Source organism: Acinetobacter lactucae (genome assembly GCF_001605885.1).
GTDB lineage: Bacteria > Pseudomonadota > Gammaproteobacteria > Pseudomonadales > Moraxellaceae > Acinetobacter > Acinetobacter lactucae.
The window spans coordinates 14,978-39,891 of record NZ_LRPE01000035.1 but is presented as its reverse complement, the minus strand read 5'-3'; the positions used below and the strand labels follow the sequence as shown (position 1 = coordinate 39,891).

At 39.1% G+C, this 24,914-nt stretch carries 27 protein-coding genes and 1 pseudogene; 12 read left to right on the top strand and 16 right to left on the bottom strand.

Going from position 1 to position 24,914, the window contains the following annotated elements:
- Window positions 1–160 precede the first annotated feature (160 nt).
- From purL to AWW73_RS12550, 4 genes are all read left to right on the top strand, one after another.
- Window positions 161–3,994: a phosphoribosylformylglycinamidine synthase gene (purL, locus tag AWW73_RS12560; RefSeq protein ID WP_062849815.1), complete on the top strand. Its 3,834-nt coding sequence runs from the start codon at window positions 161–163 to the stop codon at window positions 3,992–3,994.
- A gap of 82 nt (window positions 3,995–4,076) precedes the next feature.
- Window positions 4,077–5,282, top strand: coding sequence for a multidrug effflux MFS transporter (locus AWW73_RS12555; RefSeq protein WP_062849814.1), 1,206 nt, complete (start codon window positions 4,077–4,079; stop codon window positions 5,280–5,282).
- A gap of 198 nt (window positions 5,283–5,480) precedes the next feature.
- Window positions 5,481–5,606: a KGW motif small protein gene (locus tag AWW73_RS19280; RefSeq protein WP_002118600.1), complete on the top strand. Its 126-nt coding sequence runs from the start codon at window positions 5,481–5,483 to the stop codon at window positions 5,604–5,606.
- Between the two features lie 67 nt (window positions 5,607–5,673).
- Window positions 5,674–5,991, top strand: coding sequence for a YqfO family protein (locus tag AWW73_RS12550; protein ID WP_031949067.1), 318 nt, complete (start codon window positions 5,674–5,676; stop codon window positions 5,989–5,991).
- Here AWW73_RS12550 and AWW73_RS12545 read toward each other — a convergent pair.
- Window positions 5,988–6,788, bottom strand: coding sequence for an enoyl-CoA hydratase-related protein (locus tag AWW73_RS12545; RefSeq protein WP_062849813.1), 801 nt, complete (start codon window positions 6,786–6,788; stop codon window positions 5,988–5,990). The genes AWW73_RS12550 and AWW73_RS12545 overlap by 4 nt on opposite strands.
- A 109-nt stretch (window positions 6,789–6,897) precedes the next feature.
- On the opposite strand from AWW73_RS12545, the gene AWW73_RS12540 reads away from it, so the two are divergent.
- From AWW73_RS12540 to AWW73_RS12530, 3 genes and pseudogenes are all read left to right on the top strand, one after another.
- Window positions 6,898–7,464, top strand: coding sequence for a nicotinate-nicotinamide nucleotide adenylyltransferase (locus AWW73_RS12540; protein WP_081409616.1), 567 nt, complete (start codon window positions 6,898–6,900; stop codon window positions 7,462–7,464).
- Window positions 7,464–7,601 (top strand): annotated as a pseudogene (locus AWW73_RS12535) (tautomerase family protein); the annotation flags it as partial. The gene AWW73_RS12540 and the pseudogene AWW73_RS12535, both read left to right, overlap by 1 nt.
- A gap of 2 nt (window positions 7,602–7,603) precedes the next feature.
- Window positions 7,604–7,984, top strand: a complete 381-nt coding sequence (locus AWW73_RS12530; protein ID WP_061875446.1) for a nuclear transport factor 2 family protein — start codon at window positions 7,604–7,606, stop codon at window positions 7,982–7,984.
- Between the two features lie 4 nt (window positions 7,985–7,988).
- Here AWW73_RS12530 and AWW73_RS12525 read toward each other — a convergent pair whose 3' ends face one another.
- From AWW73_RS12525 to dapD, 8 genes are all read right to left on the bottom strand, one after another.
- Entirely contained in the window at window positions 7,989–8,351 is a 363-nt protein-coding gene (locus AWW73_RS12525) for a glyoxalase superfamily protein (protein WP_002118499.1), read from the bottom strand.
- An 11-nt stretch (window positions 8,352–8,362) separates the two neighbouring features.
- Window positions 8,363–8,932, bottom strand: coding sequence for a CAP domain-containing protein (locus AWW73_RS12520; protein ID WP_031949063.1), 570 nt, complete (start codon window positions 8,930–8,932; stop codon window positions 8,363–8,365).
- A gap of 118 nt (window positions 8,933–9,050) precedes the next feature.
- Complete coding sequence (locus tag AWW73_RS12515; protein ID WP_061875448.1) at window positions 9,051–9,512, bottom strand: peroxiredoxin; 462 nt, start codon at window positions 9,510–9,512, stop codon at window positions 9,051–9,053.
- 17 nt (window positions 9,513–9,529) lie between these two features.
- Entirely contained in the window at window positions 9,530–10,216 is a 687-nt protein-coding gene (locus AWW73_RS12510) for a Dph6-related ATP pyrophosphatase (RefSeq protein WP_061875449.1), read from the bottom strand.
- Window positions 10,217–10,312: 96 nt separating this feature from the next.
- The gene (locus tag AWW73_RS12505; protein ID WP_057106513.1) at window positions 10,313–10,729 is read right to left on the bottom strand and encodes a hypothetical protein; all 417 of its coding nucleotides are present in this window, start codon (window positions 10,727–10,729) and stop codon (window positions 10,313–10,315) included.
- Window positions 10,730–10,745: 16 nt separating this feature from the next.
- The gene (gene queC, locus AWW73_RS12500) at window positions 10,746–11,414 is read right to left on the bottom strand and encodes a 7-cyano-7-deazaguanine synthase QueC (RefSeq protein ID WP_016146134.1); all 669 of its coding nucleotides are present in this window, start codon (window positions 11,412–11,414) and stop codon (window positions 10,746–10,748) included.
- 40 nt (window positions 11,415–11,454) lie between these two features.
- A complete protein-coding gene (queE, locus tag AWW73_RS12495) occupies window positions 11,455–12,165 on the bottom strand; it encodes a 7-carboxy-7-deazaguanine synthase QueE (RefSeq protein WP_062849812.1) in 711 nt (236 codons plus the stop codon).
- A 99-nt stretch (window positions 12,166–12,264) separates the two neighbouring features.
- On the bottom strand, window positions 12,265–13,086 hold the full coding sequence (dapD, locus tag AWW73_RS12490) for a 2,3,4,5-tetrahydropyridine-2,6-dicarboxylate N-succinyltransferase (protein WP_004699931.1): 822 nt from the start codon (window positions 13,084–13,086) through the stop codon (window positions 12,265–12,267).
- A gap of 295 nt (window positions 13,087–13,381) precedes the next feature.
- Here dapD and carO point away from each other — a divergent pair, with 295 nt between their 5' ends.
- Window positions 13,382–14,131, top strand: coding sequence for an ornithine uptake porin CarO type 1 (gene carO / locus AWW73_RS12485; protein ID WP_016146131.1), 750 nt, complete (start codon window positions 13,382–13,384; stop codon window positions 14,129–14,131).
- A gap of 88 nt (window positions 14,132–14,219) precedes the next feature.
- On the opposite strand, the gene AWW73_RS12480 is transcribed toward carO, so the two are convergent.
- From AWW73_RS12480 to AWW73_RS12455, 6 genes are all read right to left on the bottom strand, one after another.
- Window positions 14,220–15,143: a CysB family HTH-type transcriptional regulator gene (locus tag AWW73_RS12480; protein WP_062849811.1), complete on the bottom strand. Its 924-nt coding sequence runs from the start codon at window positions 15,141–15,143 to the stop codon at window positions 14,220–14,222.
- Window positions 15,144–15,215: 72 nt separating this feature from the next.
- Window positions 15,216–16,277 carry a sulfate/molybdate ABC transporter ATP-binding protein gene (locus tag AWW73_RS12475; protein ID WP_057106509.1) on the bottom strand — a complete coding sequence of 354 codons (1,062 nt, stop codon included), beginning with the start codon at window positions 16,275–16,277 and terminating at the stop codon, window positions 15,216–15,218.
- A gap of 11 nt (window positions 16,278–16,288) precedes the next feature.
- Window positions 16,289–17,173: a sulfate ABC transporter permease subunit CysW gene (cysW, locus tag AWW73_RS12470; RefSeq protein ID WP_062849810.1), complete on the bottom strand. Its 885-nt coding sequence runs from the start codon at window positions 17,171–17,173 to the stop codon at window positions 16,289–16,291.
- Window positions 17,170–18,003 (bottom strand): sulfate ABC transporter permease subunit CysT, encoded by an 834-nt coding sequence (cysT, locus tag AWW73_RS12465; protein WP_016146127.1) that lies wholly within the window; start codon window positions 18,001–18,003, stop codon window positions 17,170–17,172. Before cysT ends, cysW begins: the two co-directional genes overlap by 4 nt.
- 80 nt (window positions 18,004–18,083) lie before the next feature.
- Window positions 18,084–18,692, bottom strand: coding sequence for an RBBP9/YdeN family alpha/beta hydrolase (locus AWW73_RS12460; protein ID WP_016146126.1), 609 nt, complete (start codon window positions 18,690–18,692; stop codon window positions 18,084–18,086).
- Between the two features lie 30 nt (window positions 18,693–18,722).
- Entirely contained in the window at window positions 18,723–19,730 is a 1,008-nt protein-coding gene (locus AWW73_RS12455; protein WP_001212602.1) for a sulfate ABC transporter substrate-binding protein, read from the bottom strand.
- A gap of 263 nt (window positions 19,731–19,993) precedes the next feature.
- Here AWW73_RS12455 and pabC point away from each other — a divergent pair, with 263 nt between their 5' ends.
- The 4 genes from pabC (at window position 19,994) to AWW73_RS12435 (ending at window position 23,040) form a co-directional block, all read left to right on the top strand.
- Window positions 19,994–20,806: an aminodeoxychorismate lyase gene (gene pabC, locus AWW73_RS12450; protein ID WP_062849809.1), complete on the top strand. Its 813-nt coding sequence runs from the start codon at window positions 19,994–19,996 to the stop codon at window positions 20,804–20,806.
- A gap of 1 nt (window position 20,807) precedes the next feature.
- Entirely contained in the window at window positions 20,808–21,878 is a 1,071-nt protein-coding gene (gene mltG / locus AWW73_RS12445) for an endolytic transglycosylase MltG (RefSeq protein ID WP_062849808.1), read from the top strand.
- 9 nt (window positions 21,879–21,887) lie between these two features.
- A complete protein-coding gene (gene tmk, locus AWW73_RS12440) occupies window positions 21,888–22,487 on the top strand; it encodes a dTMP kinase (RefSeq protein ID WP_057106502.1) in 600 nt (199 codons plus the stop codon).
- Between the two features lie 136 nt (window positions 22,488–22,623).
- Entirely contained in the window at window positions 22,624–23,040 is a 417-nt protein-coding gene (locus AWW73_RS12435; RefSeq protein WP_009393656.1) for a PaaI family thioesterase, read from the top strand.
- Window positions 23,041–23,101: 61 nt separating this feature from the next.
- Here AWW73_RS12435 and nadB read toward each other — a convergent pair whose 3' ends face one another.
- Complete coding sequence (gene nadB, locus AWW73_RS12430) at window positions 23,102–24,745, bottom strand: L-aspartate oxidase (RefSeq protein ID WP_016802641.1); 1,644 nt, start codon at window positions 24,743–24,745, stop codon at window positions 23,102–23,104.
- Between the last annotated feature and the right edge of the window lie 169 nt (window positions 24,746–24,914).

Genomic DNA, 24,914 nt, shown 5'->3' with positions numbered 1-24,914 from the left:
ATGATTTTGAACAAAAAACAAATCACTTCTTGCAGAATTAGGTTACAGAATACTGATTCTACATCTAGCTGATTTTAGCAAGACGCAGTAGAATATGCGCTCTCTCTAAAGTCACATTGCGGTAAGGTTCACAAGACCTGCCCGTGGAGCCAAAATCAACATGTTTATCGTGGCCGGTGCAGCAGCACATTCTTCTTTTAAGAAAGCTCAACTATTAACACGTTTATCGTCAATTAGTTCTGTTCAATCTTTTGACAGCCAATGGGTCTATTTGTTTGATCAAGCGCTCAACGAGCAGCAACATCAATCTGCTTTGCAATTATTAAATGACGGTGAGTCTTTTGAACTTCGTCAACCTGCAAGTGATGAGATTCAGATTTTAGTAACACCACGTGTGGGTACTATTTCACCTTGGTCTTCTAAAGCAACTGATATTTTCAAAAACTGTAATACACCAGTTCACCGCTTAGAACGCGGTCTTTTATTTACATTAACAGGTGTTTCAGAAATTACTAATGAAGTTAAACAAGTACTTCATGACCGTATGACAGAAACAGTTTTTGCTCAAATTGATGATGCAAAAGCATTATTTTCAGAAACAGCTCCAAAACCATTAAATTCAATTGATATCTTAGGTCAAGGCAAAGAAGCTTTGGTTAAAGCGAACAATGAGTTCGGTTTTGCATTATCTGAACAAGAAATTGATTACTTAACTGAAGCATTCGGTAAGCTCGGTCGTAATCCAAATGATATCGAATTGATGATGTTTGCACAGGCAAACTCTGAACACTGTCGTCATAAAATCTTCGGTTCTGAATGGACAATTGATGGTGAAAAACAACCATTATCATTGTTCCAGATGATTAAAAACACTTATAAAGAATCACCAACTGATGTGTTATCAGCATATAAAGATAATGCTTCAGTAATTGTGGGTTATGACACGATGCGTTTTTATCCAAAAGCGGATGAAAACGGTCACTTTGTTTATAAATATAAAAGCCAAGCTGCTCATATTTTAATGAAGGTTGAAACTCACAACCACCCAACAGCAATTTCTCCATTTGCTGGTGCTGCTACTGGTTCAGGCGGTGAAATCCGTGATGAAGGTGCAACTGGTCGTGGTGGTAAACCAAAAGCTGGTTTAACGGGCTTTACAGTTTCTAACTTAAATATTCCTGGTTTTGAACAACCTTGGGAAGAAAACTACGGTAAACCTTCACGTATGGCATCGCCATTACAAATCATGATTGAAGGTCCATTAGGTGGCGCGGCATTTAATAATGAATTTGGCCGTCCTGCATTAAATGGTTATTTCCGTACTTTTGAACAGAATGTAAATGGTGAAGTGAAGGGCTTCCATAAGCCAATCATGATCGCTGGTGGTTACGGTAACATTCGCCCCGACCACGTAGAAAAAGATGCGATTCAACCAGGTGATTTACTCATTGTATTGGGTGGCCCTGCAATGTTAATCGGTCTTGGCGGTGGTGCAGCATCTTCTGTAGACAGCGGTACAATGGGTGAAAGCCTTGATTTCGCTTCTGTACAACGTGAAAATCCAGAAATGGAACGCCGTTGCCAAGAAGTAATTGATACTTGCTGGCGTTTAGAAGACTTTAACCCAATCGTTTCTGTACATGACGTTGGTGCGGGTGGTTTATCAAATGCTATGCCTGAACTTGTGAACGATCATGAGTTAGGTGCAGTTCTTAACCTTCGTAAGATTCCTTCATTAGAACCGGGCATGAGCCCAATGGAAATCTGGTCAAATGAAGCACAAGAGCGTTATGTTCTTGCAATTCGTCCAGAGTCTTTAGAACAGTTCGAATCAATCTGTGCTCGCGAACGTTGTCCATTTGCCGTGTTAGGTGAAGCAACAGAAGCACGTCATCTAACTGTTGAAGATCCATTGTTCCAAAACAACGCAGTTGATATCCCAATGCAAGTGATGCTTGGTGGTACACCGCGTATGCAACGTTCTTATGAAACAATTGAGCGTAAAGGTAACGAGTTTGACGCTTCAAAAGTTGATTTGAAAGATGCGATTTTCCGCGTATTGAAAAATCCAACAGTTGCATCTAAGTCATTCTTAATCACCATTGGTGACCGTTCAATTACTGGTATGGTTGCGCGTGACCAAATGGTTGGTCGTTGGCAGATTCCTGTTGCAGATGCAGCAGTAACGACTACAAGCTTACAAGGCTTCACTGGTGAAGCAATGGCGATGGGTGAACGTCCACCAGTTGCATTGTTAAATCCAGCAGCATCTGCTCGTTTGGCAGTTGCTGAAGCAATTACCAATATTGCATGTGCAAACATTGAACAAATTAGCGATATCAAACTTTCTGCAAACTGGATGGCTGCTGCTGGTCAAAAAGGTGAAGACCAAGCATTGTTCGAAGGTGTGAAAGCGATTGGTATGGAAATGTGTCCAGCTTTAGGAATTGCGATTCCTGTAGGTAAAGACTCACTTTCAATGCGTACCACTTGGAATGACAACGGTGAAGATAAAGCTGTAACGTCTCCAATGACTGGTGTAATTACCGCATTTGCTCCAGTAGCTGATGTTCGTAAGACTTTAACACCTGAACTTAAGAATTTAGAAGATTCAGTACTTGTACGTATTGATTTATCTAAAGGCCAGTTCCGTTTAGGTGGTTCGATTCTTGCTCAAGTATATAAAGCAATCGGTTCAATCACTCCAGATGTTGATAGTTTTGATGATTTCAAAGCGTTCTTTGCTTTAATTCAAGATTGGAACAACCGTGGCTTGATTCAAGCTTACCATGACATCGGTGATGGTGGCTTACTCGCAACTGTTGCTGAAATGATGTTTGCTGCACGTTTAGGTGTTGCATTAGAAGACCAAACTCCAGCAAGTTTATTTGCTGAAGAAATTGGTGCAGTTCTTCAAATTAAGGCAACTGATTGGGACGCTTTACAAGCAGAAGTTGCTGCATCTAGCTTGAAAGATGCAATTGCTGTAGTTGGTCGTGTAAATAACACAGATCAATTATCTGTAAATGGTTTGACTTTAGATCGTGCAGAATTGCAACAAGCTTGGTCTGAGGTATCTCATCAGATCCAACGTCTACGTGATAACGTAGAAACTGCTGATCAAGAGTTTGCTTTAATCGCGGATAAATCACATCAAGGTTTAATTGCTAAACCAACATTTGATTTGAATGAACCTATCGAAGCACCGTTCATTAACACACGCCGTCCTAATATGGCGATCTTGCGTGAGCAAGGTGTAAACGGTCATATTGAAATGGCAGCAGCCTTTGATAAGGTTGGTTTCAATACTGTTGACGTGCACATGAGTGATTTACTAGCTGGTCGTGTTAGCCTAAGTGATTTTGAAGGTCTAGTGACTTGTGGTGGTTTCTCTTACGGTGACGTAATGGGTGCTGGCGGTGGCTGGGCAAAATCAGTATTGTTCAATGCGAAATTACGTGATCAGTTTGAACAGTTCTTCCATCGTGAAGATACATTCAGCTTAGGTATCTGTAATGGTTGCCAAATGTTGTCACAATTAGCACCGCTTATTCCGGGTGCTGACCACTGGCCGCGTTTCCACCGCAATATGTCAGAAGTTTTTGAAGCTCGTAGTGTAAACGTTCGTGTTGAAAAATCTGTTTCTGTATTGCTTAATGGCATGGAAGGTTCGATTTTACCGATTGCTGTAGCACACGGTGAAGGTCGTGCAGTTGCGAGTGAAGCTGATATTGCAGGCTTGAATGCAGCTAACCAAGTTGCATTGCGTTATGTTGACAGCCACGGTAACCCGACTCAACATTACCCATTGAACCCAAATGGTTCGCCAGAAGCGATTACAGGTGTAACTTCTAAAGATGGTCGTGCAACGATTATGATGCCGCACCCAGAGCGTACTTTCCGTGCAATTCAACACTCTTGGAGTCCAGAAGAGTGGACTGAAGATGGTGCATGGTTACGTATGTTCCGTAACGCACGTAAGTTTATTGGTTAATATAAAGACTGAAATAAGCCACCGTCAGGTGGCTTATTTGTATGTTGTACAATTTAAATAGAATAAATAGTAGAGAAGAAGAATGAAATCAAAAATCCATTTCCGTGAATTTGCATTGCTCATGGCATTGCTCATGTCGATTGTTTCTTTTTCAATAGATGCCGTCCTACCTGCTTTGGGCGAAATCGGACGAGTTTTTGACTTAAATAATAATAATCAGACGCAATGGGTCATCATTGGTATTTTCTCTGGTATGACAATTGGGCAACTCATTGCTGGACCTCTATCCGATGCGATTGGTCGTAAGCGTATTTTATTTGCTGGGATAATCATCTACTTTTTAGGAAGTTTGTTGTGTTTTACTACACAAAGTTTTGAGTGGTTTTTAGTTGGGCGCTTTATTCAAGGTATTGGTGTTTCAGGGCCCTATGTTGCTACTATTTCAATTGTTAGAGATAAATACAGCGGAGCTCAAATGGCTCGCATCATGTCTTTAATCATGATGGTATTTATGGTTGCCCCAGCAATTGCACCAAGTTTGGGACAGCTCATTATTCATTTCTTTGGTTGGCGTGAAATTTTTGTTTTATATATGGTCTACGCCACAGTGATTGGAGCCTGGGTTGCTTTACGTTTAGAAGAGACTCTACTTCCTGAAAATCGTTTACCTATGCGTCTACAAGCATTTAGGGAAGGTTTTAAAGAAGTGGTGAGTAATAAAACCACCATGAGCTATTTACTATGTGCGGGCTTTTGCTTTGGTGGTTTTATTGGTTATTTGGGAACCTCTCAACAAATTTTTATGCAGCAGTTTGGTAAAACGGGACAAGAATTTAGTGCTTATTTTGCTGTTCTTGCAGGTGTAATGGGAATCGCTTCATTTACAAATTCTAAAATTGTGATGAAGTTTGGTATGCGTCCAATTTGTATTTATGGTTTTCTAGGTTTGTGCCTAATTTCTTTGGTTTTCTTAGGAATTCAACTTTTAGGTGTGGCTGTATCATTCTGGATGTTTATGCTTTATGCATGCATTCTGTTCTTATTATTTGGAACACTATTTGGTAATCTAAACGCGATTGCAATGGAACCGATGGGGCATGTTGCTGGTATGGCATCGGCTATTATTGGTGCAGCTTCGTCTGTTTTGTCGCTTATTCTTGCATCTATTATTGGGCAATTATATAACGGCACATTAATTCCAATGACTGGTGGCTTTGTCATTTTATGTGGTTTAGCATTTATGATGACAATATATGAGAACAGATATTTAAAGAAATCGACTGCTTAAAATTATAAAGATGCGGCTAGTACGCTGAATTTTAAAATTTTGTTAAGAATAAGAGCTATATAAATGAGTGTAGCTCTTTTAAGCAGTTTAGAAAAATTATAAGCCTATAGACATTCGGCTATTTAACATTTTATAGTTTGTTTAAAATTGGATCAATTTTTGCTTTCTCTGTAACAACGATAAAAATCGGAGATCAAAATGATGAAAAATAAGTATCACATAAGAACAATGTATACCAAAGATAAGGGCTGGCGCTTATTTGGCTTGGCGCTTGCCATTCAGATCCTCTTTATTGGAGCAAATTATTTGGTAATGATGAGCTGACTTTGATTTAGAAGCTTTTTTGACGGTATGATTTAAAGCAATTTCACTAGTTTTGAGTCATTCTACCATGTTAAAGCTGATTTATTACGTGCCTGATTCACATCTTGAGTCGACTAAACAAGCTATTTTTTCTGCTGGTGCGGGTGGTATCGGTAATTATGAACACTGCGCATGGCAAGTGAAAGGAATAGGGCAATTTAAACCAGTCAAAGGCGCAGATCCTTATATTGGCGAGCTGGGTGAGCTTGAACAAGTGGATGAGTGGCGAGTTGAAACCATTGTAACTGAAGAAAATGCAAAGGCTGTAGCAACAGCATTAAAGGCAAGCCATCCTTACGAAGAGCCTGCCTTTGAGTTTATTCAAATCATAGAAATTGATTTTTAATTAAACTGAGAGAAATCTGGCTTACATTTCTGCATAAATGCCTGTACAGCCTCCAGCATTTCTGGTGATTGAACGCGTTGCATAAAGATTTCAGCTTCATGATCAATACATTCAATAATTTGATCTAAATCATGTTTCATCAATGCCTTTGTTTGCTTTAACGATGCAAGCGGTAAAGCTGCTAAATGTTGAGCGGTTGCCTGAGCGGTTGCATAAGCATCTTCAACCACTTCATTCACTAAACCTGCTTGTACTGCGGTTTCTGCATTAAATTTTTTCGCAGTAAATAGAAGTTCAGCTGCTTTGTGATAGCCGGCTTGTTTAACCAATAGTTGGCTTGCACCACCTTCAGGAGAAAGACCAAGACTAACAAATGGAATTTGGAAAAGGGCAGTGTTGTCAGCAAAGACTAAATCAGCCTGTAATAAAATCGTAACACCAATACCAATCGCTACACCTTTTACTGCAACAATAAGCGGCTTTGATAATCTGGCAGCAGATTTAAGGAGTACAAAAGGAGGAACTTGACCTGCCGGACCAGCATTAGGATTTTGTACAAAACCCATAAAATCTTTCATGTCATTACCCGCGGTAAAGTCATGTTCGGCACCACGTAGAACGACTATTCGTACATCTTTATTTTGGTCAGCTTCATCAAGTGCTTTGGCAATCCATAAGTAAAGTTCGCCATACAGTGCATTTTTTGCTTCTGGACGATTTATGGCTAAGGTGAGTACGCCACCTTCTAAATTTGCGTGTAAATGTTGATGAGGTTGTTGAATACAGCTAAGTGTCATCGTACTATCCTTGCTTTAAACCACGTTGTTAATTTTTAGGTTCTCATTATGGCGCATATTTTTTGTAATGCGGTTAACTGGTGAGTTCATAAAAAGTGAAAATTTAATTATGTATAAATTTGACTATCTCGTTTTTATAGGGCGTTTTCAACCATTTCATTTGGCTCATATGCAGACAATTGAAATTGCCTTACAGCAAAGCCATTATGTGGTTTTGGCGCTAGGCTCTGCTCAAATGGAACGTAATATTAAAAATCCATTTCTTGCAATTGAACGAGAGCAAATGATTTTATCTAATTTCTCTCTCGAAGAACAAAAGCGTATTAAATTTGTACATGTGGTTGATGTTTATAATGACAAAAAATGGGTAAAACAAGTCAAATCTTTAGTGAATAGCGTAATTGAACCGAACTCAAAAGTTGGTTTAATTGGGCATTTTAAAGATGAATCTTCATATTATCTACGACTATTTCCTGAATGGATTATGGTTGAACTTGATAGTTTAAAAGATTCTATTTCGGCAACGCCAATGCGTGAAGCTTATTATCGCGGTGAGATCCAAACAGAATTTTTCCCTGTAGGGACGATTCGATTTTTGGATGAATTTAAAAATACTGAAATTTATGCTGAACTTCAGCGCAAATATCTTATAGATGATAAAACCAACTTAAATTAACTCAGCTTGTGGTTCGTGTGCTTGATAAAGATCCTGCAACTACATTTGTAGTCATTAATGAAGTTGAAACTGATAACTGGGGTGTTGCAGGTGAAACTGTTTCTGCGATACGAAAAAGACAAAGTTTGAGTACTTAAAAATGCAAAATAATCCTATTACTGAGATTCAGAAACAATTAGAGCAATATTTCGATGGTTTGTATTTTTGTGATGTGAAACTTCTAAATAATGTTTTTCATCCTGATGCTATATATATCAATGTAACCGAGCAACCTGTACTACGACTTAGTATGGCTGAATATTTTCCGATTGTTGCGAGTCGGATTCCTCCAGCTTCAATGCGACAAACAAGACAGGATAAAATCAGTTCAATCAATTTGATTAATGAACGATTAGCGTTAGTACACGTTGAATGCGTTATCCATCCTAAATATTTTTATGATGCACTTACATTTGTGTTTGAAGATGATCAATGGAGAATCATATCGAAAGTATTCCATTATCAAATTTTAGCGGACTGAACGATTAAGCATCTGCCCAAAAGATAATTCGGTTTGAAAAAGGATCGGTGATACTAAGCTCAAGTGTCTCCCAATCTGTTTTTTCTACCTGAGGCTTAGAAAATTTATAGTCTTTTTTGCTTAGTTCACTATGCAGCTCATAAATATGTTCCCAATAGATACGGATTGCACTATGTGGACTTGCATCACCAAAATGCTCGGATAAATGAATCACGCAATCGTCTTTGGAAATCTGTAAATATAGCGGAAAGTTGTCTTCAAATTGGTGTTGCCAATCAAGCTGAAAACCCAAGAACTCAAGATAAAATGATTGAGCTAACTCGACATCAAAAATTCTTAAAATAGGGGTGATCGAACCTGATTGCATCTTTTTTCCTTTTAACGTGTACCAAATTGTTGAGTCCAATAGCTCTTTTGTTTTGCAGATTGATCAGAAGCACAAGCAATTGCGTAAGTTGTAAATCTGGGGTTCATTAGATTACTACAATGTAAGGGGCTCGACAGCCATCTAGACATCACTTCATCTAATGTTTTCTGTCCACTAGCGACATTTTCACCATTGGCTTTACCGAGTGTATTGTAAAGTTTTAAGCGTGATTTTAAGTCTAGGCCACTGGAGCCAACATGCCCAAGAAAATTATGTGTAGCCATATCTTCACTATGGGAAAGTGCACCTTTATATAAATTATTGCTCCAACTGAGTGGTCTGGTTGCAGAAAAATATTGTCGACCACATTGGCGTGATTGCTGGCGAATCTGATTAATTATTTTAAGTACAGCTTGTTGATAGGCCGGATTTTGTAAATCTTGACAACTTATTTTTATAGGTGGAGTTTCAACTTGTGGTGTAGATGATGTCATTGAGGGCGGCATACTGGATGAACTAACAGAGCATGCAGAAATAACAAGGCCACTAGACAGTAAATTACAAACTTTGAGCAGACCCATGTAAATACCTTAGCGTGAATTATTCTAATGTCTTTATCATACGCCAAAGTAAAGGAGTAAGTAATTTGTGCATATACAAAAAACGAGCTTTACGCTCGCTCTTTGATATTTAAATTTACTAAGCTGTTTGTAGAGCTTTTAAGTCTTCTAGAACTTGCTCTGCATGCCCAGCTGCTTTAACTTTACGGTAGCTTTTAACCAATTCTTTGTTATGGAAAATAAAAGTAGAACGTTCAATACCCATGACTTTTTTTCCATACATATTCTTTTCTTTAATCACATCAAAATGATGACAAAGAACTTCTTCTTTATCACTAATCAGATCAATAGTAAGTGCCTGCTTCTCTGTAAAATTTTGATGGGCTTTCACTGAATCACGTGAAACACCGATAATACGGGCACCTAAAGCTTCAAATTGATCTTTCAAACAAGAAAAACCAACTGCTTGCGTTGTGCACCCTGGTGTTGAGTCTTTAGGATAGAAGTAAATGATTAACCATTCATTTTCGACTTCGGTCAAGTTCACTTCACCGTTTGTGGTAGGGAACACCTGATTTGGCAGTTGAATATTCTCAGACATTTCTTATCCTTTAAAAGTTAAATTTGATCTAATTCAAGTGGTAAAAAAGCATATTCCTCATGATAAACAATATTGAGTTTTCTTACAGGAATTGCTTTGTTAAAAATTGGCCCATCAATTACGGTCGTATGAAATTCTCCGCCCTCACCACATGGATCAATGCCACGGTTCTCAAGTTCTTGGATGTATTCTAAAGTTAAGGTTTTACCTAAATCTTCGACCTTCATTCCTAGTTTTAGATTCACAGTGACAATGACACTTTGAAATCCAAGAGTAATGAATTCCTCAACAACTTCACGATGTGGACGTAGCCAAAGAGGCATTCCTAATTGAAGTCCCACTTGTTGCGTTATTCGATCATGCCAACAGCCATGTTGAGGCATATCAAGATCACCTGTAACCAGTACCTCGGCTCCTTGTTGCTTTGCCTGAGTGAGTAACTCAATAAATTTAGCTTCATAGTCATTCCAGCTTGATGAAGCCATAAATACGGGTAAGCCGATTGCTTTAGCTTGTGCTTGAATAATATCAAGAGGCATAGCATGTGAACGAGAGCGTTGGCCTTGTTCTTCTAACATAACGATTAATCCAATCACTTCACCAGTCTGCATTGCATGGTAGAGTGCTAGAGAACTGTCTTTGCCTCCACTAAATGAGACAATAGACCTTTTATGGTTAGCATTCGTTTTCCATTGTTCTAGCATGGTTTACATCAAATGAATTGGTCAAAAATGTTGTCATTTTAACAGAGCTATAAAAAAGCCTGCATAAATGCAGGCTTAATTTGGAACATTAAAATCTTATTTTTTAGGAGCTTGTTGTTGAGCTGCTTTCATAGCTTCTTCAGTTAATTTTTCAAGCTTAGTTGTTAACTGAGGACCGAAACATGCTTTAAGATCACGGTTTTGTTGCTGTACAAATCCTAAAGAACTTGGACTTTTCTTCGCATTGATTGCGCTTTGGATTTCCCATTTTTGTGCTTCAGTCACTTTACCTTGTGCTTCAACTTGGCAGCTACAGAATTTGCTAACTTCAGATGAACTTAACTTGCCGCCTTTAGCAGTTTGTTCTTTACAAACATTAACTAATGCACCTTTAACGTTAGTGCTTTTATATGCCGCTTGAACTGGGTTTTCAGCTGCTTGAGCTGAACCAGCCATAAGTGCAGCTGCTGAGAATAAAGATGAAAGAATAAGATTTGATTTTAACAACTTCATAAATTTTACCTACTTATTACGGTATATAGCGTGTTGGGTCAGTAACACCGGCATCGATAAAGCCTTCTTTACGCAAACGGCAACTGTCACATTTACCACACGCACGTCCTTGAGCATCTGCTTGGTAGCAAGATACCGTTTGACTATAGTCTACGCCATGTTCAATCCCTAAACGTATGATATTCGCTTTGGATAAATGTAACAGGGGTGTTTCAAACTTAAGTGGTTTTCCTTCTACGCCAGCTTTAGTTGCTAAACGAGCCATATTGGCAAAAGCATCAATAAATTCAGGACGACAGTCAGGATATCCTGAATAATCAACGGCATTGATACCAATAACAATTGCTTCAGCATTAAATACTTCGGCTGCTGCTAAAGCATATGAAAGGAAAATAGTGTTACGCGCTGGTACATAAGTTACAGGAATACCTTCTTGTAACTGTTCTGGTACGGCAATGTTGTGATCTGTAAGTGCTGATCCACCTAAATTTGCTAGATCAATATTAATTACACGATGTTCAACACCTGAACGCTGAGCTAATGCTTTTGCAGCATCAAGTTCAGTGGTTGAGCGTTGGCCATACATAAAACTAATAGCAATACATTCATAGCGCGCTTGTGCCCAAGCTAGGCAAGTGGTTGAGTCTAAGCCGCCTGAAAGTAAAACAATGGCACGAGGGCGCATATTTTTCTCCATATTCGGAATAATTTATTTTATTGAGTGATTAACGACCTGATTCATCGTTCCAAAGCAGTTTATGTAACTGAAGTTGGAAACGAACAGGTAATTTATCATCAAGTATCCACTGTGCCAGATCACGTGCTAGACGTGGCAGGCCTACAGCACCTTTTTCAACTGCAAAGGCAGGGGAGAACCAAACGGTACTGACTTTTGTGTGCAGTTGATATTTTTCAACTTGTTGCTTTGACCATTCGTAGTCTTCACGATTGCAAATCACAAATTTGATTTGGTCATGTGGTGTTAAATGGTCAAGATTACTGATGAGATTACGATGTTCTTCACCAGAAGTTGGAGTCTTTAAATCGAGGACTTTTGAAACACGGGGATCCACTCTTGATACATCAAGAGCGCCACTGGTTTCTAAAGAAACATCAAAACCTGCTTCACATAAACGTTGTAATAAAATCAAACAGTTTGGCTGTGCGAGAGGTTCACCACCAGTCACACAAATATAAGGTGTTTGAAATTGTGTAGCTGTTTCAATGATATGTTCAAGTGAAAAACGTTCACCACCTTCAAAAGAATAAGTGGTATCGCAATAGCTACAACGTAATGGACAGCCCGTTAGACGGATAAATACAGTCGGTAGGCCAGAGGCGTTTGCTTCACCCTGCAACGAGTAAAAAATCTCGGTAATGCGTAAACCGGACGCAGGGTCTGAGACAGGAATTGCAGAGGAACGTAAGGAAGCCATTCTAGAAATACCACACTATATAAAAAAATAAAATCTCTACGATCAGTGTTGACCGTAGAGATGAGGAGCGTTAAAGCTCCGCAAGAGATTTATAACAAATTAGTCAGCGCGTAACAAATCGTTCAAGCTCGTTTTTGCACGTGTTTTTGCGTCAACTTTTTTCACGATAATTGCAGCATATAAGCTGTAAGTACCACATTTAGATGGCAAGCTGCCTGAAACTACAACTGAACCGGCTGGTACACGACCATAATGGATTTCGCCAGTTTCGCGGTCATAAATTTTAGTTGATTGACCAATGAAAACGCCCATTGAAATTACTGAGCCTTCTTCAACAATAACGCCTTCAACGATTTCTGAACGCGCGCCGATAAAGCAGTTGTCTTCAATAATGGTTGGGTTAGCTTGTAATGGTTCTAAAACACCACCGATACCTACACCACCAGATAAGTGAACATTTTTGCCGATTTGAGCACATGAACCTACAGTTGCCCATGTATCAACCATTGTGCCTTCATCTACATAAGCACCAATGTTGACATAAGATGGCATTAACACCACGTTTTTAGCTTGGAAGCTACCACGACGTGCTACAGCAGGAGGAACAACACGAACACCTGCAGCTTTAAATTGTTCTTCAGTCCAACCAGAGAATTTAGTTTCAACTTTGTCGTAGAAGCGAAGATCACATGACTCGATTGGTTTATTGTCATTTAGTTTAAATGATAATAAAACAGCTTTTTTTAACCATTGATGAACAACCCATTCACCATTGATTTTTTCAGCAACTCGAAGTGTACCGTTATCTAAACCAGCAATTGCTTCTTCAACAGCTTGGCGAATTTCGCTTGAACAATCTGCTGCAGTAAAATTTGCGCGGTCTTCAAATGCTTGCTCAATGATCGTAGAAAGCTGAGACATGATCTTCCTTCCATAAAAAATTTTAAAGATTTTACACTAATTTGTGACAAGAATCTTTCAAAAAACGTGTTACGTTTAATTGATGATATAAATGAGATAAATCAAAATAAGCTTATTAGATAATCAAGTGTTTTTTACACAAAAATGATTTGAAAATAAAAATTTAACTCAATTTGTATCAAAAAATAACAGAAATCTAGCATTTTTTGTATAAAAAAGAATCTAAGCTGTCATTATTATGATTTCAGTCACAAGATGAATAAATTAAAAACAGAGCCTTTTTGAGGAGAAAACTATGAAAGCATTACGTGTATTAGTCACTACAACAGCTTTATTCGCTGCTGGCGCTGCTATGGCAGATGAAGCCGTTGTTCATGACAGCTACGCATTTGACAAAAACCAATTAATTCCTGTGGGGGCACGTGCTGAGGTAGGTACAACTGGTTACGGTGGTGCTTTATTATGGCAAGCAAACCCATACGTAGGTTTGGCTCTTGGTTATAATGGTGGTGACATTTCTTGGACAGATGATGTTTCTGTAAATGGTACTAAATATGACCTAGATATGGATAATAACAATATCTATTTAAATGCTGAGATTCGTCCATGGGGTGCTAGTTCTAATCCATGGGCTCAAGGCTTATATGTAGCTGCAGGTGCTGCTTATCTAGATAATGATTATGACTTAGCTAAACGTATTGGTAACGGTGAAACATTGTCAATTGATGGTAAGAACTATCAACAAGCAGTTGCTGGCCAAGAGGGCGGTGTAAGAGGTAAGATGAATTATGAAAATAATATTGCTCCTTACGTAGGTTTTGGTTTTGCTCCAAAAATTAACAAAAATTGGGGCGTATTTGGTGAGGTAGGTGCTTACTATACTGGTAATCCAAAAGTTCAGTTAACTCAGTATAACCTTGCTCCTGTAAATGGTAATCCAACGTCTGCTCAAGATGCAGTAGATAAGGAAGAAAATGAAATTCGTAATGATGATAAATACAAATGGTTACCAGTTGGTAAAGTTGGTGTGAACTTCTACTGGTAATATCCTAAAGAAAAACGAGCTACGGCTCGTTTTTTTTGCATCTAATAAAATAAAAGAGCTAAAAAGCTCTTTTATTTTTTCTTAATTTTTATTCATCTGGGTAAGCGATTTTCTTAAGCGCTTTAATATCTGCATCAGGTGAGCATAACGAAATAAACTCATAACCATAACCGCGTAATAAGTGGCCTTTGCGGACTGCAATCCATGTCGTATTAACACCAAAAATATCAGTCTTGGTTTGCTTTAAGCGATAATCACGTTCTGTATCATAAGCTACGTCATTGACAATACCGACACCCATGCCCAGTTCTACATAGGTTTTAATAACGTCGGCATCAAGAGCTGACATTACGATATCTGCGTCGAGTTGGGCTTCATCAAAGGCTTTATCAATTTTAGATCGACCTGTAAAACCACCATGATAAGTAATAAGCGGATATTCAGCTAAAAGTTCTAAAGTGATCTTTTCTGCCTGTACTAAAGGATGATTTTGCGGGGTAATAATACTGTGCTGCCATTGATAGTAAGGAATGCTAGCCAGATTTTCTTCAGTCGTTAAAGACTCGGTTGCAATTCCAATATCTGCCTCACCTTGTAATAGCATTTCTGAAATTTCGACAGGACTAGCTTGTTGTAAAATCAAGTGAACTTTTGGAAATAATTTCTTAAATTGATTGACGATCGGAGGTAATACATAACGCGCTTGAGTATGAGTAGTTGCGATCGTTAATGTCCCTTCATCAACCTTATTAAAATCTTCGGCAAGTCGCTTAATATTTTCAGCATCTACTAACATGCGTTCAACAATGCTAAGAAGTGACTGGCCTGGTTCAGTTAAACCTAAAAGGCGTTTACCTTTACGAACGAAAAGTTGAACACCTAATTCATCTTCTAAATCTTTAATGTGTTTACTTACACCCGATTGAGACGTGTAGAGTGCAGCCGATGCTTCCGTCAAGTTAAAGTTTTGGCGTACTGTTTCTCGGATAATTCTTAATTGTTGAAAGTTCATTTACACTTTTCCTCAAAAGAGGTGAGGAGCGTCTAAAAAATCCGCAAGATATTTCCTCACCAAATATATTTCTTAAGCAACTTGGTCTGCAAACAAGTGCAATTGTGATGCACTCACCCAAACAGTTTGATTTGGTTTAAATGCATGTAATTTTGCAGCTTCACTGCTCAGAGCAATTTCAATTAAACGTCCATTACGGTCTTGTAATTCGGCCACTACTTTTCCGGCAATCCAGATTTCACGTACAAATGTCGCTTCAATGGTATTCGCTTGCGGTTGCGAGTGAATATGTAACTCATCTGGACGGGCAAAAGCAATCACTTTTCCTTGAGGTGCTTCAACTGCTGTCGGTAATTGAATACGGTCATTGCCAATACGGATAATACCGCCGGTGTTTTCACCTTCAAATCGATTTGCCTGACCCAAGAAATCAAATACAAACGGCGTTGCAGGTTTTTCGTAGACTTCACGAGGTGAGCCGATCTGCTCAACATTACCTTTATTCATGACAATAATCTGGTCTGCAACCTCAAGCGCTTCTTCCTGATCGTGAGTCACAAAAATTGAAGTAATATGCAATTCGTCATGTAAATTGCGTAACCAGCGACGTAATTCTTTGCGGACTTTGGCATCTAGGGCACCAAATGGCTCATCCAGTAATAACACACGAGGCTCTACAGCCAAAGCACGTGCTAAAGCAATACGTTGACGTTGTCCGCCTGAAAGCTGGGCAGGGTAGCGGTCTGCTAAAAAGCCCAGTTGAACTAGATCAAGTAAACGAGTAACACGTTTTTTAATTTCAGCTTCTGAAGGACGAGTTGAACGAGGACGAACACGTAAACCAAAGGCAATATTGTCAAATACGGTCATGTGACGGAATAAAGCATAGTGCTGAAATACGAAGCCGACCTGACGCTCACGCACATGTACATTAGTCGCATCTTCACCTTCAAGTAAAACCTGACCGCCATCGGCTGATTCTAGACCTGCAATAATACGGAGTAGCGTCGTTTTACCGCAACCAGATGGTCCGAGTAGCGCAACCAGTTCACCTTCTGGAAAGTCTAGGGAAATATTTTTAAGCGCATGGAATGCACCAAAGTGTTTTTCAATATTTTTAACTTGAATACTCATGATTTCATTCCTTACGAATCAGTTGAATGCGGTTGTGGTTTATCTTGATGTAGCTCTAACCAAGTTTTTAAAATCAGTGTTAAAAGAGCTAAAAAAGCAAGTAATGAGGACACGGCAAAGGCTGCGCTAAACGTGTACTCGTTATATAAAATTTCGACATGAAGTGGCAGGGTGTTGGTTTCACCACGAATATGGCCAGAAACCACTGATACTGCACCAAACTCACCCATTGCACGGGCATTACACAAAATCACACCGTAAATTAGTCCCCATTTAATGTTCGGGAGGGTGACCTTCCAAAAGGTTTGCCATCCTGAAGCACCGAGTACAATCGCTGCTTCCTCTTCTTCAGTCCCTTGAGCTTCCATGAGTGGAATTAACTCACGCGCCACAAATGGAACTGTAATAAAGATAGTGGCCAAAACGATTGCAGGTACGGCATATAAAATCTTGATGTCATGATCCATTAACCAGCCGCCGAACCAGCCTTGTGCACCAAAAATCAGTACAATCATTAAACCTGCAATAACGGGTGAAACCGAAAAAGGCATATCAATAATGGTGGTTAAAATAGCTTTGCCTTTAAACTGGAACTTAGAAACAGCCCATGCAGCGCCAACACCAAATATCACGTTAATCGGAACTGCAATTGCTGCGGTGAGTAATGTTAATTTCACCGCCGATAGCGTGTCTGGATCAATCAAAGCCTGAACATAGACTTCAAGCCCCTGTTTAAATGCTTCTACAAAAACCAGAATGAGTGGCAGCATCAGGCAACTGAGAAAGAAGATCAGTGCAATAGTAATGAGGGTATAACGTACCCAAGTCGGTTCGCGTGTCGCGTCACGAGATTGCAACTTTAAGGCAAGTGCATTGCTGTCGGTATGTAGGTTCATGTGATATCTCTCCCCGTACGACGGTTTGCCCAGACTTGAAGTAAATTAATAGCAAATAAAATAATGAAAGAGAGAACCAACATCACAGCAGCAATCGTTGTTGCACCTGCATAATCATATTCCTCAAGACGAGAAATGATCATCAGTGGGGCAATTTCTGTTTTAAATGGTTGATTGCCGGCAATGAAAATAACAGAACCATATTCACCCACGCCGCGGGCAAATGCCAAAGCAAAACCTGTAAATAGAGCAGGTAATAAGATTGGTAAAATAATTTTAGTAATGGTTTGCCAGCGATTTGCGCCGAGTGCCGAAGCAGCTTCCTCAAGTTCAGTTTCGATATCACTGAGTACTGGTTGAACTGTTCTTACAATAAATGGAATACCAATAAATACCAATGCTAACGTAATCCCGATTGGTGTATAGGCAACCTGAATACCGAGTGGCTCCAGATATTGACCGATCCAGCCAGTAGGTGCATAGAGCGAAGTAAGAGCAATACCTGCAACTGCGGTTGGTAGAGCAAAAGGTAAGTCAACTAGAGCATCAACCAGACGTTTTCCTGGGAAGTTGTAACGAACAAGACACCAAGCCAAAAGTAGGCCAAACACAACATTAATAGACGCTGCTATTAAAGCTGAACTAAAGCTAAGTTGAAGCGATTTTAAAATACGCTCAGACGTTAAAATTTCCCATAATCCGTCCCATCCGATTCCAAATGATTTGATAAAGACTGCGGCTAATGGAATAAGCACAATAAAAGATACATAGGCGAGGGTGAAGCCCAAAGATAGACCAAACCCAGGCAGCACTCGGGATCGCTGCGACATGATATTTCCTCAAAGAGAAAAGCCTGCTGAAACCAGTAAGCGAATAAATAAAGATAAACGGTGCGGTATAAAGATTGGTATTAAGCAAATTTCAAAGAGAAATGTGTTTTTACCGGGTCGATAGATGAGTGACTACACATTGAATCTTCTGGAATCAAATAATTCAGTAAATCTGGAAATGGCCCAAAACCTGAGGCAACATTAATATGACCCACTTCACCAAGATTAATTGGATTTAACTTCCATGCTTTTGCAAGTTGTAAAGCATCAAAAAGGCCAAGCCACGGATCATTTTCACTAATGAGCAGCGTTGCAGGCACATCAATTTTTAATTGATGAAAATACGCTTTGTAGTCAGTTAAGCTATGACGAGCAAACCCTGCTTCCCCAAAGCGTGCTGGATTTGCTGGAGCAACTAAAATAAGTTTCTTAACTTGGCTTTTTAATTCTGGATACTCAGCTAAAGCAGCAACACTCGTTAAGCATCCAAAACTATGCGCAACAATTTGAACAGGAGCTTGAGCTGCTTGAACTGTTTTAACAAATTGCTCAATCCATTCGTTTAGTACAGGTCTATCCCAGTTTTTTTGCTCAACACGAGAACTAGACACGAGTTGACGCTGCAACCAAGATTGCCAATGTTGATGTTCACTACCACCTACACCCGGAACAATTACAGTGTGAATCATGTCTATTCTCCTTATCTTTAGTACAAAGAATTACTTCTCTGCACTATTGATTTTCACGATTTGATCGAAAACCCCACCATTATCAAAGTGTTGTTTTTGGACTTTTGTCCAACCACCAAATTCTTTATCAATGGTTACAAGCTTCAATGGCTTAAATACATTGCTGTATTTTTTGAGTACAGCTGCATTGCGAGGACGGTAGAAGTTACGCGCTGCAATTTCTTGGCCAGCAGGTGAATACAAGTAGTTGAGATAACCTTTAGCAATGGTTAAGTTGCCTTTTTTAGCTGCATTCTTCTCTACAATTGCAACTGGAGGTTCAGCTAAGATTGAAAGAGATGGGGTAATAATTTCAAATTTGCCCGGCTGTTCACGAATAGCTAAATGAGCTTCATTTTCCCAAGCCAGTAACACATCACCAATACCACGCTCAGCAAAAGTAGTCGTTGCACCGCGTGCACCCGAATCTAGAACTTTAGTGTGTTTATAAATTTGGCGAACGTACTCTTGTGCTTTTGCATCATTGCCGCCTGGTTGATGTTTTGCCCAAGCCCAAGCAGCAAGGTAGTTCCAGCGAGCACCACCAGAGGTTTTTGGGTTTGGTGTAATAATTTCTACACCGGGTTTGATTAAATCAGCCCAGTCCTTAATTTGTTTTGGATTGCCTTTACGCACTAAAAACACAATCGTTGATGTATATGGCGTTGAGTTTTGTGGCAGTTTTTTCTGCCAGTTAGTTGGAAGTAATTTTGCTTTTTCAGCAATTTCATCAATATCTGCTGCAAGTGCTAATGTCACCACATCTGCATTTAAGCCATCGATAACCGCACGAGCCTGTTTACCAGAGCCACCGTGTGATTGTTTAAACTCAATATCTTGACCAGTACGTTGCTTCCAGTAAGTACCGAATTGTTTGTTGAAATCTGTATATAACTCACGAGTAGGATCGTAAGAAACGTTTAAAAATTCTTGGGCTGCAAATGATGAAACAGAAAGAAGTGCAGCGATAACCCCGACTTTTAATTGAGAAAAACGCATGAGATAAGTCCTCAAAAAATATGAAATGTTCAAAACATGAACGCAGAATAGCGCTAGTCTTTATCCTAAAAAAATAATAAAAAACGAATTTAATATGAAAAAAATAGAAATACTAAGAAGAGATAAACTATTCTTAAATCTTGATATATAACAAGTTTCAAAAGTTGATACGAAATCGGTATAATTTTTTAAAATCAATCATTTATTATTTAAATGAAAGGTGTTGTATTGTTGTGCGGCTTTTAGCAAAGGATGGAACAAACATGTGGTGTTTTAAAAATGGGCAACCCGTTGAGACTATTCCTTTATTAGATCGAGCCTTTCATTATGGAGATGGATGCTTTACTACAATTCGTGTTTTTCAAAACCAGATTGAGCTTAAAGAAAGACATTGGGAACGTCTAAAACTTGCATGTCAAAGACTGTCTTTAACTGCGAATTTTGAATTCATAGAACAAAGCTTACAGCAATTACAAAAGCAAAATCTTGTGCTCAACGGCACTTTAAAAATTGTGATTAGTCGTGGTCAAGGTGACCGTGGTTATAGCTTGCCAAATCATGAAGCAGATATTTATATCTGGTTTTATCCAAAAGCTTTAGAGCCATTTGTACCTGACTCTATCCAGTGTGGTGTTTTAAACCAGGCCCTAGGTTTAACCATGCCGAGCTTGGTCGGGCTTAAATCTTTAAACCGCCTTGAACAAGTATTGCTAAAAAAAGAAGCAGATCAACTCGGGTGGAATGAAGCATTAGTTACTGATGTACAAGGTTATATTGTTGAAGGGGTCAGTAGTAATTGTTTTATTCGTTTAAATGATAGATGGATTACTCCTGAACTTCGCTATAATGGCGTCCACGGTGTAATGCGGGCAGAAATTCTGGCACGTATGCAGCACCATGGTATTGCCTGTGAAGTACGTGTAATAGAGTTAGATGAAGTATCTGAAATACAAAGTCTATTCTTTTGTAATGCTTTAAACCCTATGCGAGTGGTTACTCATTTAGGCGAGAAAACGCTAGATACACAGGCATGCATAGATTTATTTCATATCCTTAACTTAAATCAGATTCATTAATATGCCGAAGCCACCTGTCAATGCGAAAGCAAAAAACGCCAAGAAAAATAACAAAAAACAAGCTCCAAAATTTTCTAAGCGATTGGTTCTAATTGGCCTTTTTATTGTTTTAATCTTTACGTTTGCCATTTTATGGTCAAGTTTGTTTAAGGCTTATCCTATCGATGGTAAAAAACAGATGTTATCTATTACATCTGGGGAAACTTATTCTGGTTTTATTGATCGTTTGGCAAAAGAAGACAAAATTAGCTTTCCTATCATATTGAAGCTTTATCAAAAGTTTATGATTCATGACAGCATGAAAGCTGGTGTGTATGAAATTGAACAAGGGATGAGCGTAAGACAAGTGTTAGAGATGTTATCTGACGCTGATAATGCTCAGATGAATCGTGTTTTGGTGATTGAAGGTACAACTTTTAAGCAGCTTATTACTGCACTCAAAAATGATAAAAACGTAAAAAATACAATATTAGATTTGCCTAATGATCAGCTTATGAAAGCGCTTGGGATTCCTTTCGATCATCCGGAAGGCTTGTTCGCGCCGAATACTTATTTCTTTGCCAAAGGCGAGACTGACAAGAAAATTCTTACCGATTTATATCATCGTCAAATAAAAGCTCTAGATACAGCTTGGGCAAATCGCGCGCCGAATTTACCTTATAAAGACAAATATGAAGCATTAATTATGGCTTCTATTGTTGAGAAAGAAACAAGTTTAGACAGTGAACTTACACAAGTTTCTGGCGTTTTTGTCCGCCGTTTAAAACTCGGTATGCGTTTACAAACGGATCCAACTGTTATTTACGGTATGGGGAATAACTATAAAGGTAATATTACCCGAGAAGACCTGCGTACCCCAACGCCATATAATACCTATACCATTAATGGCTTACCGCCAACTCCAATTGCTTTACCAAGCCAAAAAGCAATAGAAGCAGCGTTACATCCAGATAACTCAAACAACATCTACTTTGTAGCGACTGGTAACGGTGGACATAAATTTACGGCAAGTTTGCAAGCGCATAATCAAGCGGTGCAGGACTATTTATCCGTGTTGAGATCGAAGAAATAAGGAAAAGAGATGTTTATTAGCTTTGAAGGCACGGAAGGGGTAGGTAAAACTACACTCATTCGAAAAATTCATCAGCATTTTGAAGAGCAAGGCAAACAAGTTGTTTTAACTCGAGAGCCGGGTGGGACGCCGCTAGCTGAACAAATTCGTTCAATGCTTTTAGCAGTGAATCATGATGAAAATATGAGTCATGATACTGAGTTACTACTCATTTATGCGGCACGTGCTCAACATTTACAACAGGTTATTTTGCCAGCTCTAGAATCTAATAAAATTGTATTAAGTGACCGTTTTACTGATGCAAGTTTTGCTTATCAATGTTCTGGTCGCGGTTTAAGCCAAGATAAATTGCAGCTTTTAAATCAGAATTTTGTTTCACGCATGCCTGAGGTGACTTTCTGGTTAGATGCCCCGATTGAACTTGGTATGAACCGTGCACGCGAACGCGGAGCTTTAGACCGTTTTGAGCAAGAAAAGTTAAGCTTCTTTACTAAGGTTCGTGAAGGTTATGAAACCTTATGGAAAGCTGAACCAGAACGTATTAAGCGAATAGATGCAACTCAAAGTCCTGATCAGGTGTTCGAACAGGCATTGCAATATTTAGGATAAGCAATTGAATGAGCCACTCTTATAAAAATGGGAGTGGTTAAAAATGACGTTAATTCTGATTTAAAACGTCATAGAAAAGATCTGTTATTTTCTTATGCTATCTTACATATGATTTATAGATTGAAGAATAACAAGGATGAAAAGTTCAAAAGAAGAAATCGTGGCATTTCTTGAAAAGGAATTTCCACCCAGTCTTGAACATTGCACGATTGAATCAGTCACACCCAAAGCAGCAGTAGTTTATTATCACGTTGATCAAAGACATCAACGTCCCGGTGGCACCATATCTGGCCCAACCATGATGACATTAGCTGATTTTGCTTTATATATTGCGATATTAGGTGAGATCGGTATTGTTGGTTTAGCTGTGACGACCAACTTTAATATTAATTTTTTAAGAAAACCCGCGGGTGATCAAGACTTACGTAGTGAATGTAAACTCATGAAGGTCGGAAAGAGCTTGGTTGTTGGGGAAGTCTGGATTTATTCAGTCGGTTTGGATGAACCCGTTGCGCATGTGACCGCGACTTATTCAATCCCACCTAGACCATAAATATCAAACCAAATAAAAAGCACAGCCAGAGCTGTGCTTTTTTGTAGAGTAGAAGAATAGCTTAAATATCAGTATTAACTAAGGGCTGTTCTACCGCAAAATTTGGAGGAGTTAAAACCGTTTTACGAATCTCACTCGAAGTTTCCGGATAATCGAGAGTGTAATGTAGACCACGTGATTCTTTACGTTGCATAGCACAGCGCACAATCATTTCAGATACTAAAACAAGGTTACGCAGCTCGATCAGGTTTTTACTGACACGGTAATCTTGATAATATTCAGTAATTTCGCGCTTTAACATTTCAATACGGTGTAAAGCACGTTCTAAACGTTTCGTAGTCCTTACAATACCAACGTAGTTCCACATGGTCGAACGTAACTCATCCCAGTTTTGTAAAATCACAACATCTTCATCTGGGTTGGTTACTTGTGAGTCATCCCAAGTTGGTACTTCAGGTAATTTGAAGTTTTCATCAAATTTATTTTCGATATCTTTTGCTGCACTCATACCGTAAACAAAGCACTCAAGTAATGAGTTACTTGCCATACGGTTTGCACCATGTAAGCCCGTATATGACGTTTCACCAATGGCATATAGACCTTCAATATCCGTCTGGCTATTTGAGTCAACTACAACACCACCACATGTATAGTGAGCTGCCGGAACCACAGGAATCATGTCTTTGGTAATGTCGATACCTAACTCAAGTAATCTTGCATAGAGTGTAGGGAAGTGTTCTTTAATAAATTCTGGTGATTTATGGGTAATGTCTAACCAGACATGACGAATACCGAGACGTTTGATTTCGTGGTCAATTGTACGTGCCACAATATCGCGAGGAGCCAGTTCTGCACGATCATCAAAACGCAACATAAAACGTTCGCCATCAGGTAGACGCAAATAAGCACCTTCACCACGCATAGCTTCGGTAATTAAGAACGAGCGTGCTTGAGGGTGATAGAGACACGTTGGATGAAATTGATTAAATTCCATATTGGCTACACGGCAACCTGCACGGAAAGCCATTGCAATACCATCACCTGTAGCAATATCTGGATTAGATGTATATAGGTAAGCTTTCATCGCACCGCCGCAAGCTAGCGCGGTGAATGGTGCAAGGAAGGTATGAACCTTTTCAGTATTTTCATCTAATGCATACAAACCAATAGCACGATTCGCTTGGTCAATATGACCTAATTTATGCGAAGTGATTAAATCAATCGCAATATAGTTTTCAAAAATAGTAATATTTTTACGTTCTTTGGCACGCTCAACCAAAGTAGTTGAAATGGCTTTGCCTGTTGCATCAGCAGAATGGATAATGCGGCGCTGTGAGTGGCCACCTTCGCGAGTTAAGTGAAGTTGCTCATCCTCATCGAGGGTAAATTGCACACCTTGTTTTAAAAGAAAATCAACAGAAGGGCGGCCGCCTTCTACGGTATGTTGTACCGCGTCCATTTCACATAAATGAGCGCCTGCAATCATAGTGTCATTAATGTGCTGTTGAATAGAGTCAGTCTCATCAAGAACAGCAGCAACGCCACCTTGAGCATAAAAGGTACTTGCTTCGGTTAGAGCAGCTTTGGCTAAAACTGCAATATTAAAATGATTTGGTAACGATAAAGCCAGACTTAAACCAGCGCCGCCGCTGCCCACAATAATCACGTCAAAGTGGTGAATTGTCTGTAAATTAGGCATGTCCATTCGCATCAATTTAAAACGTCCGCTAATGACACCCCTTTTTACCTAAAAAGGCAAGAGCTTAAGCGCTCTAACTCAGAGAAAAATTGCAATTGGCTTAAAAAGTTGCAATGCGTAAAATAATCCTTGTGATGACGTATTACAAATAAACATATTGTTACGCACAACCTCA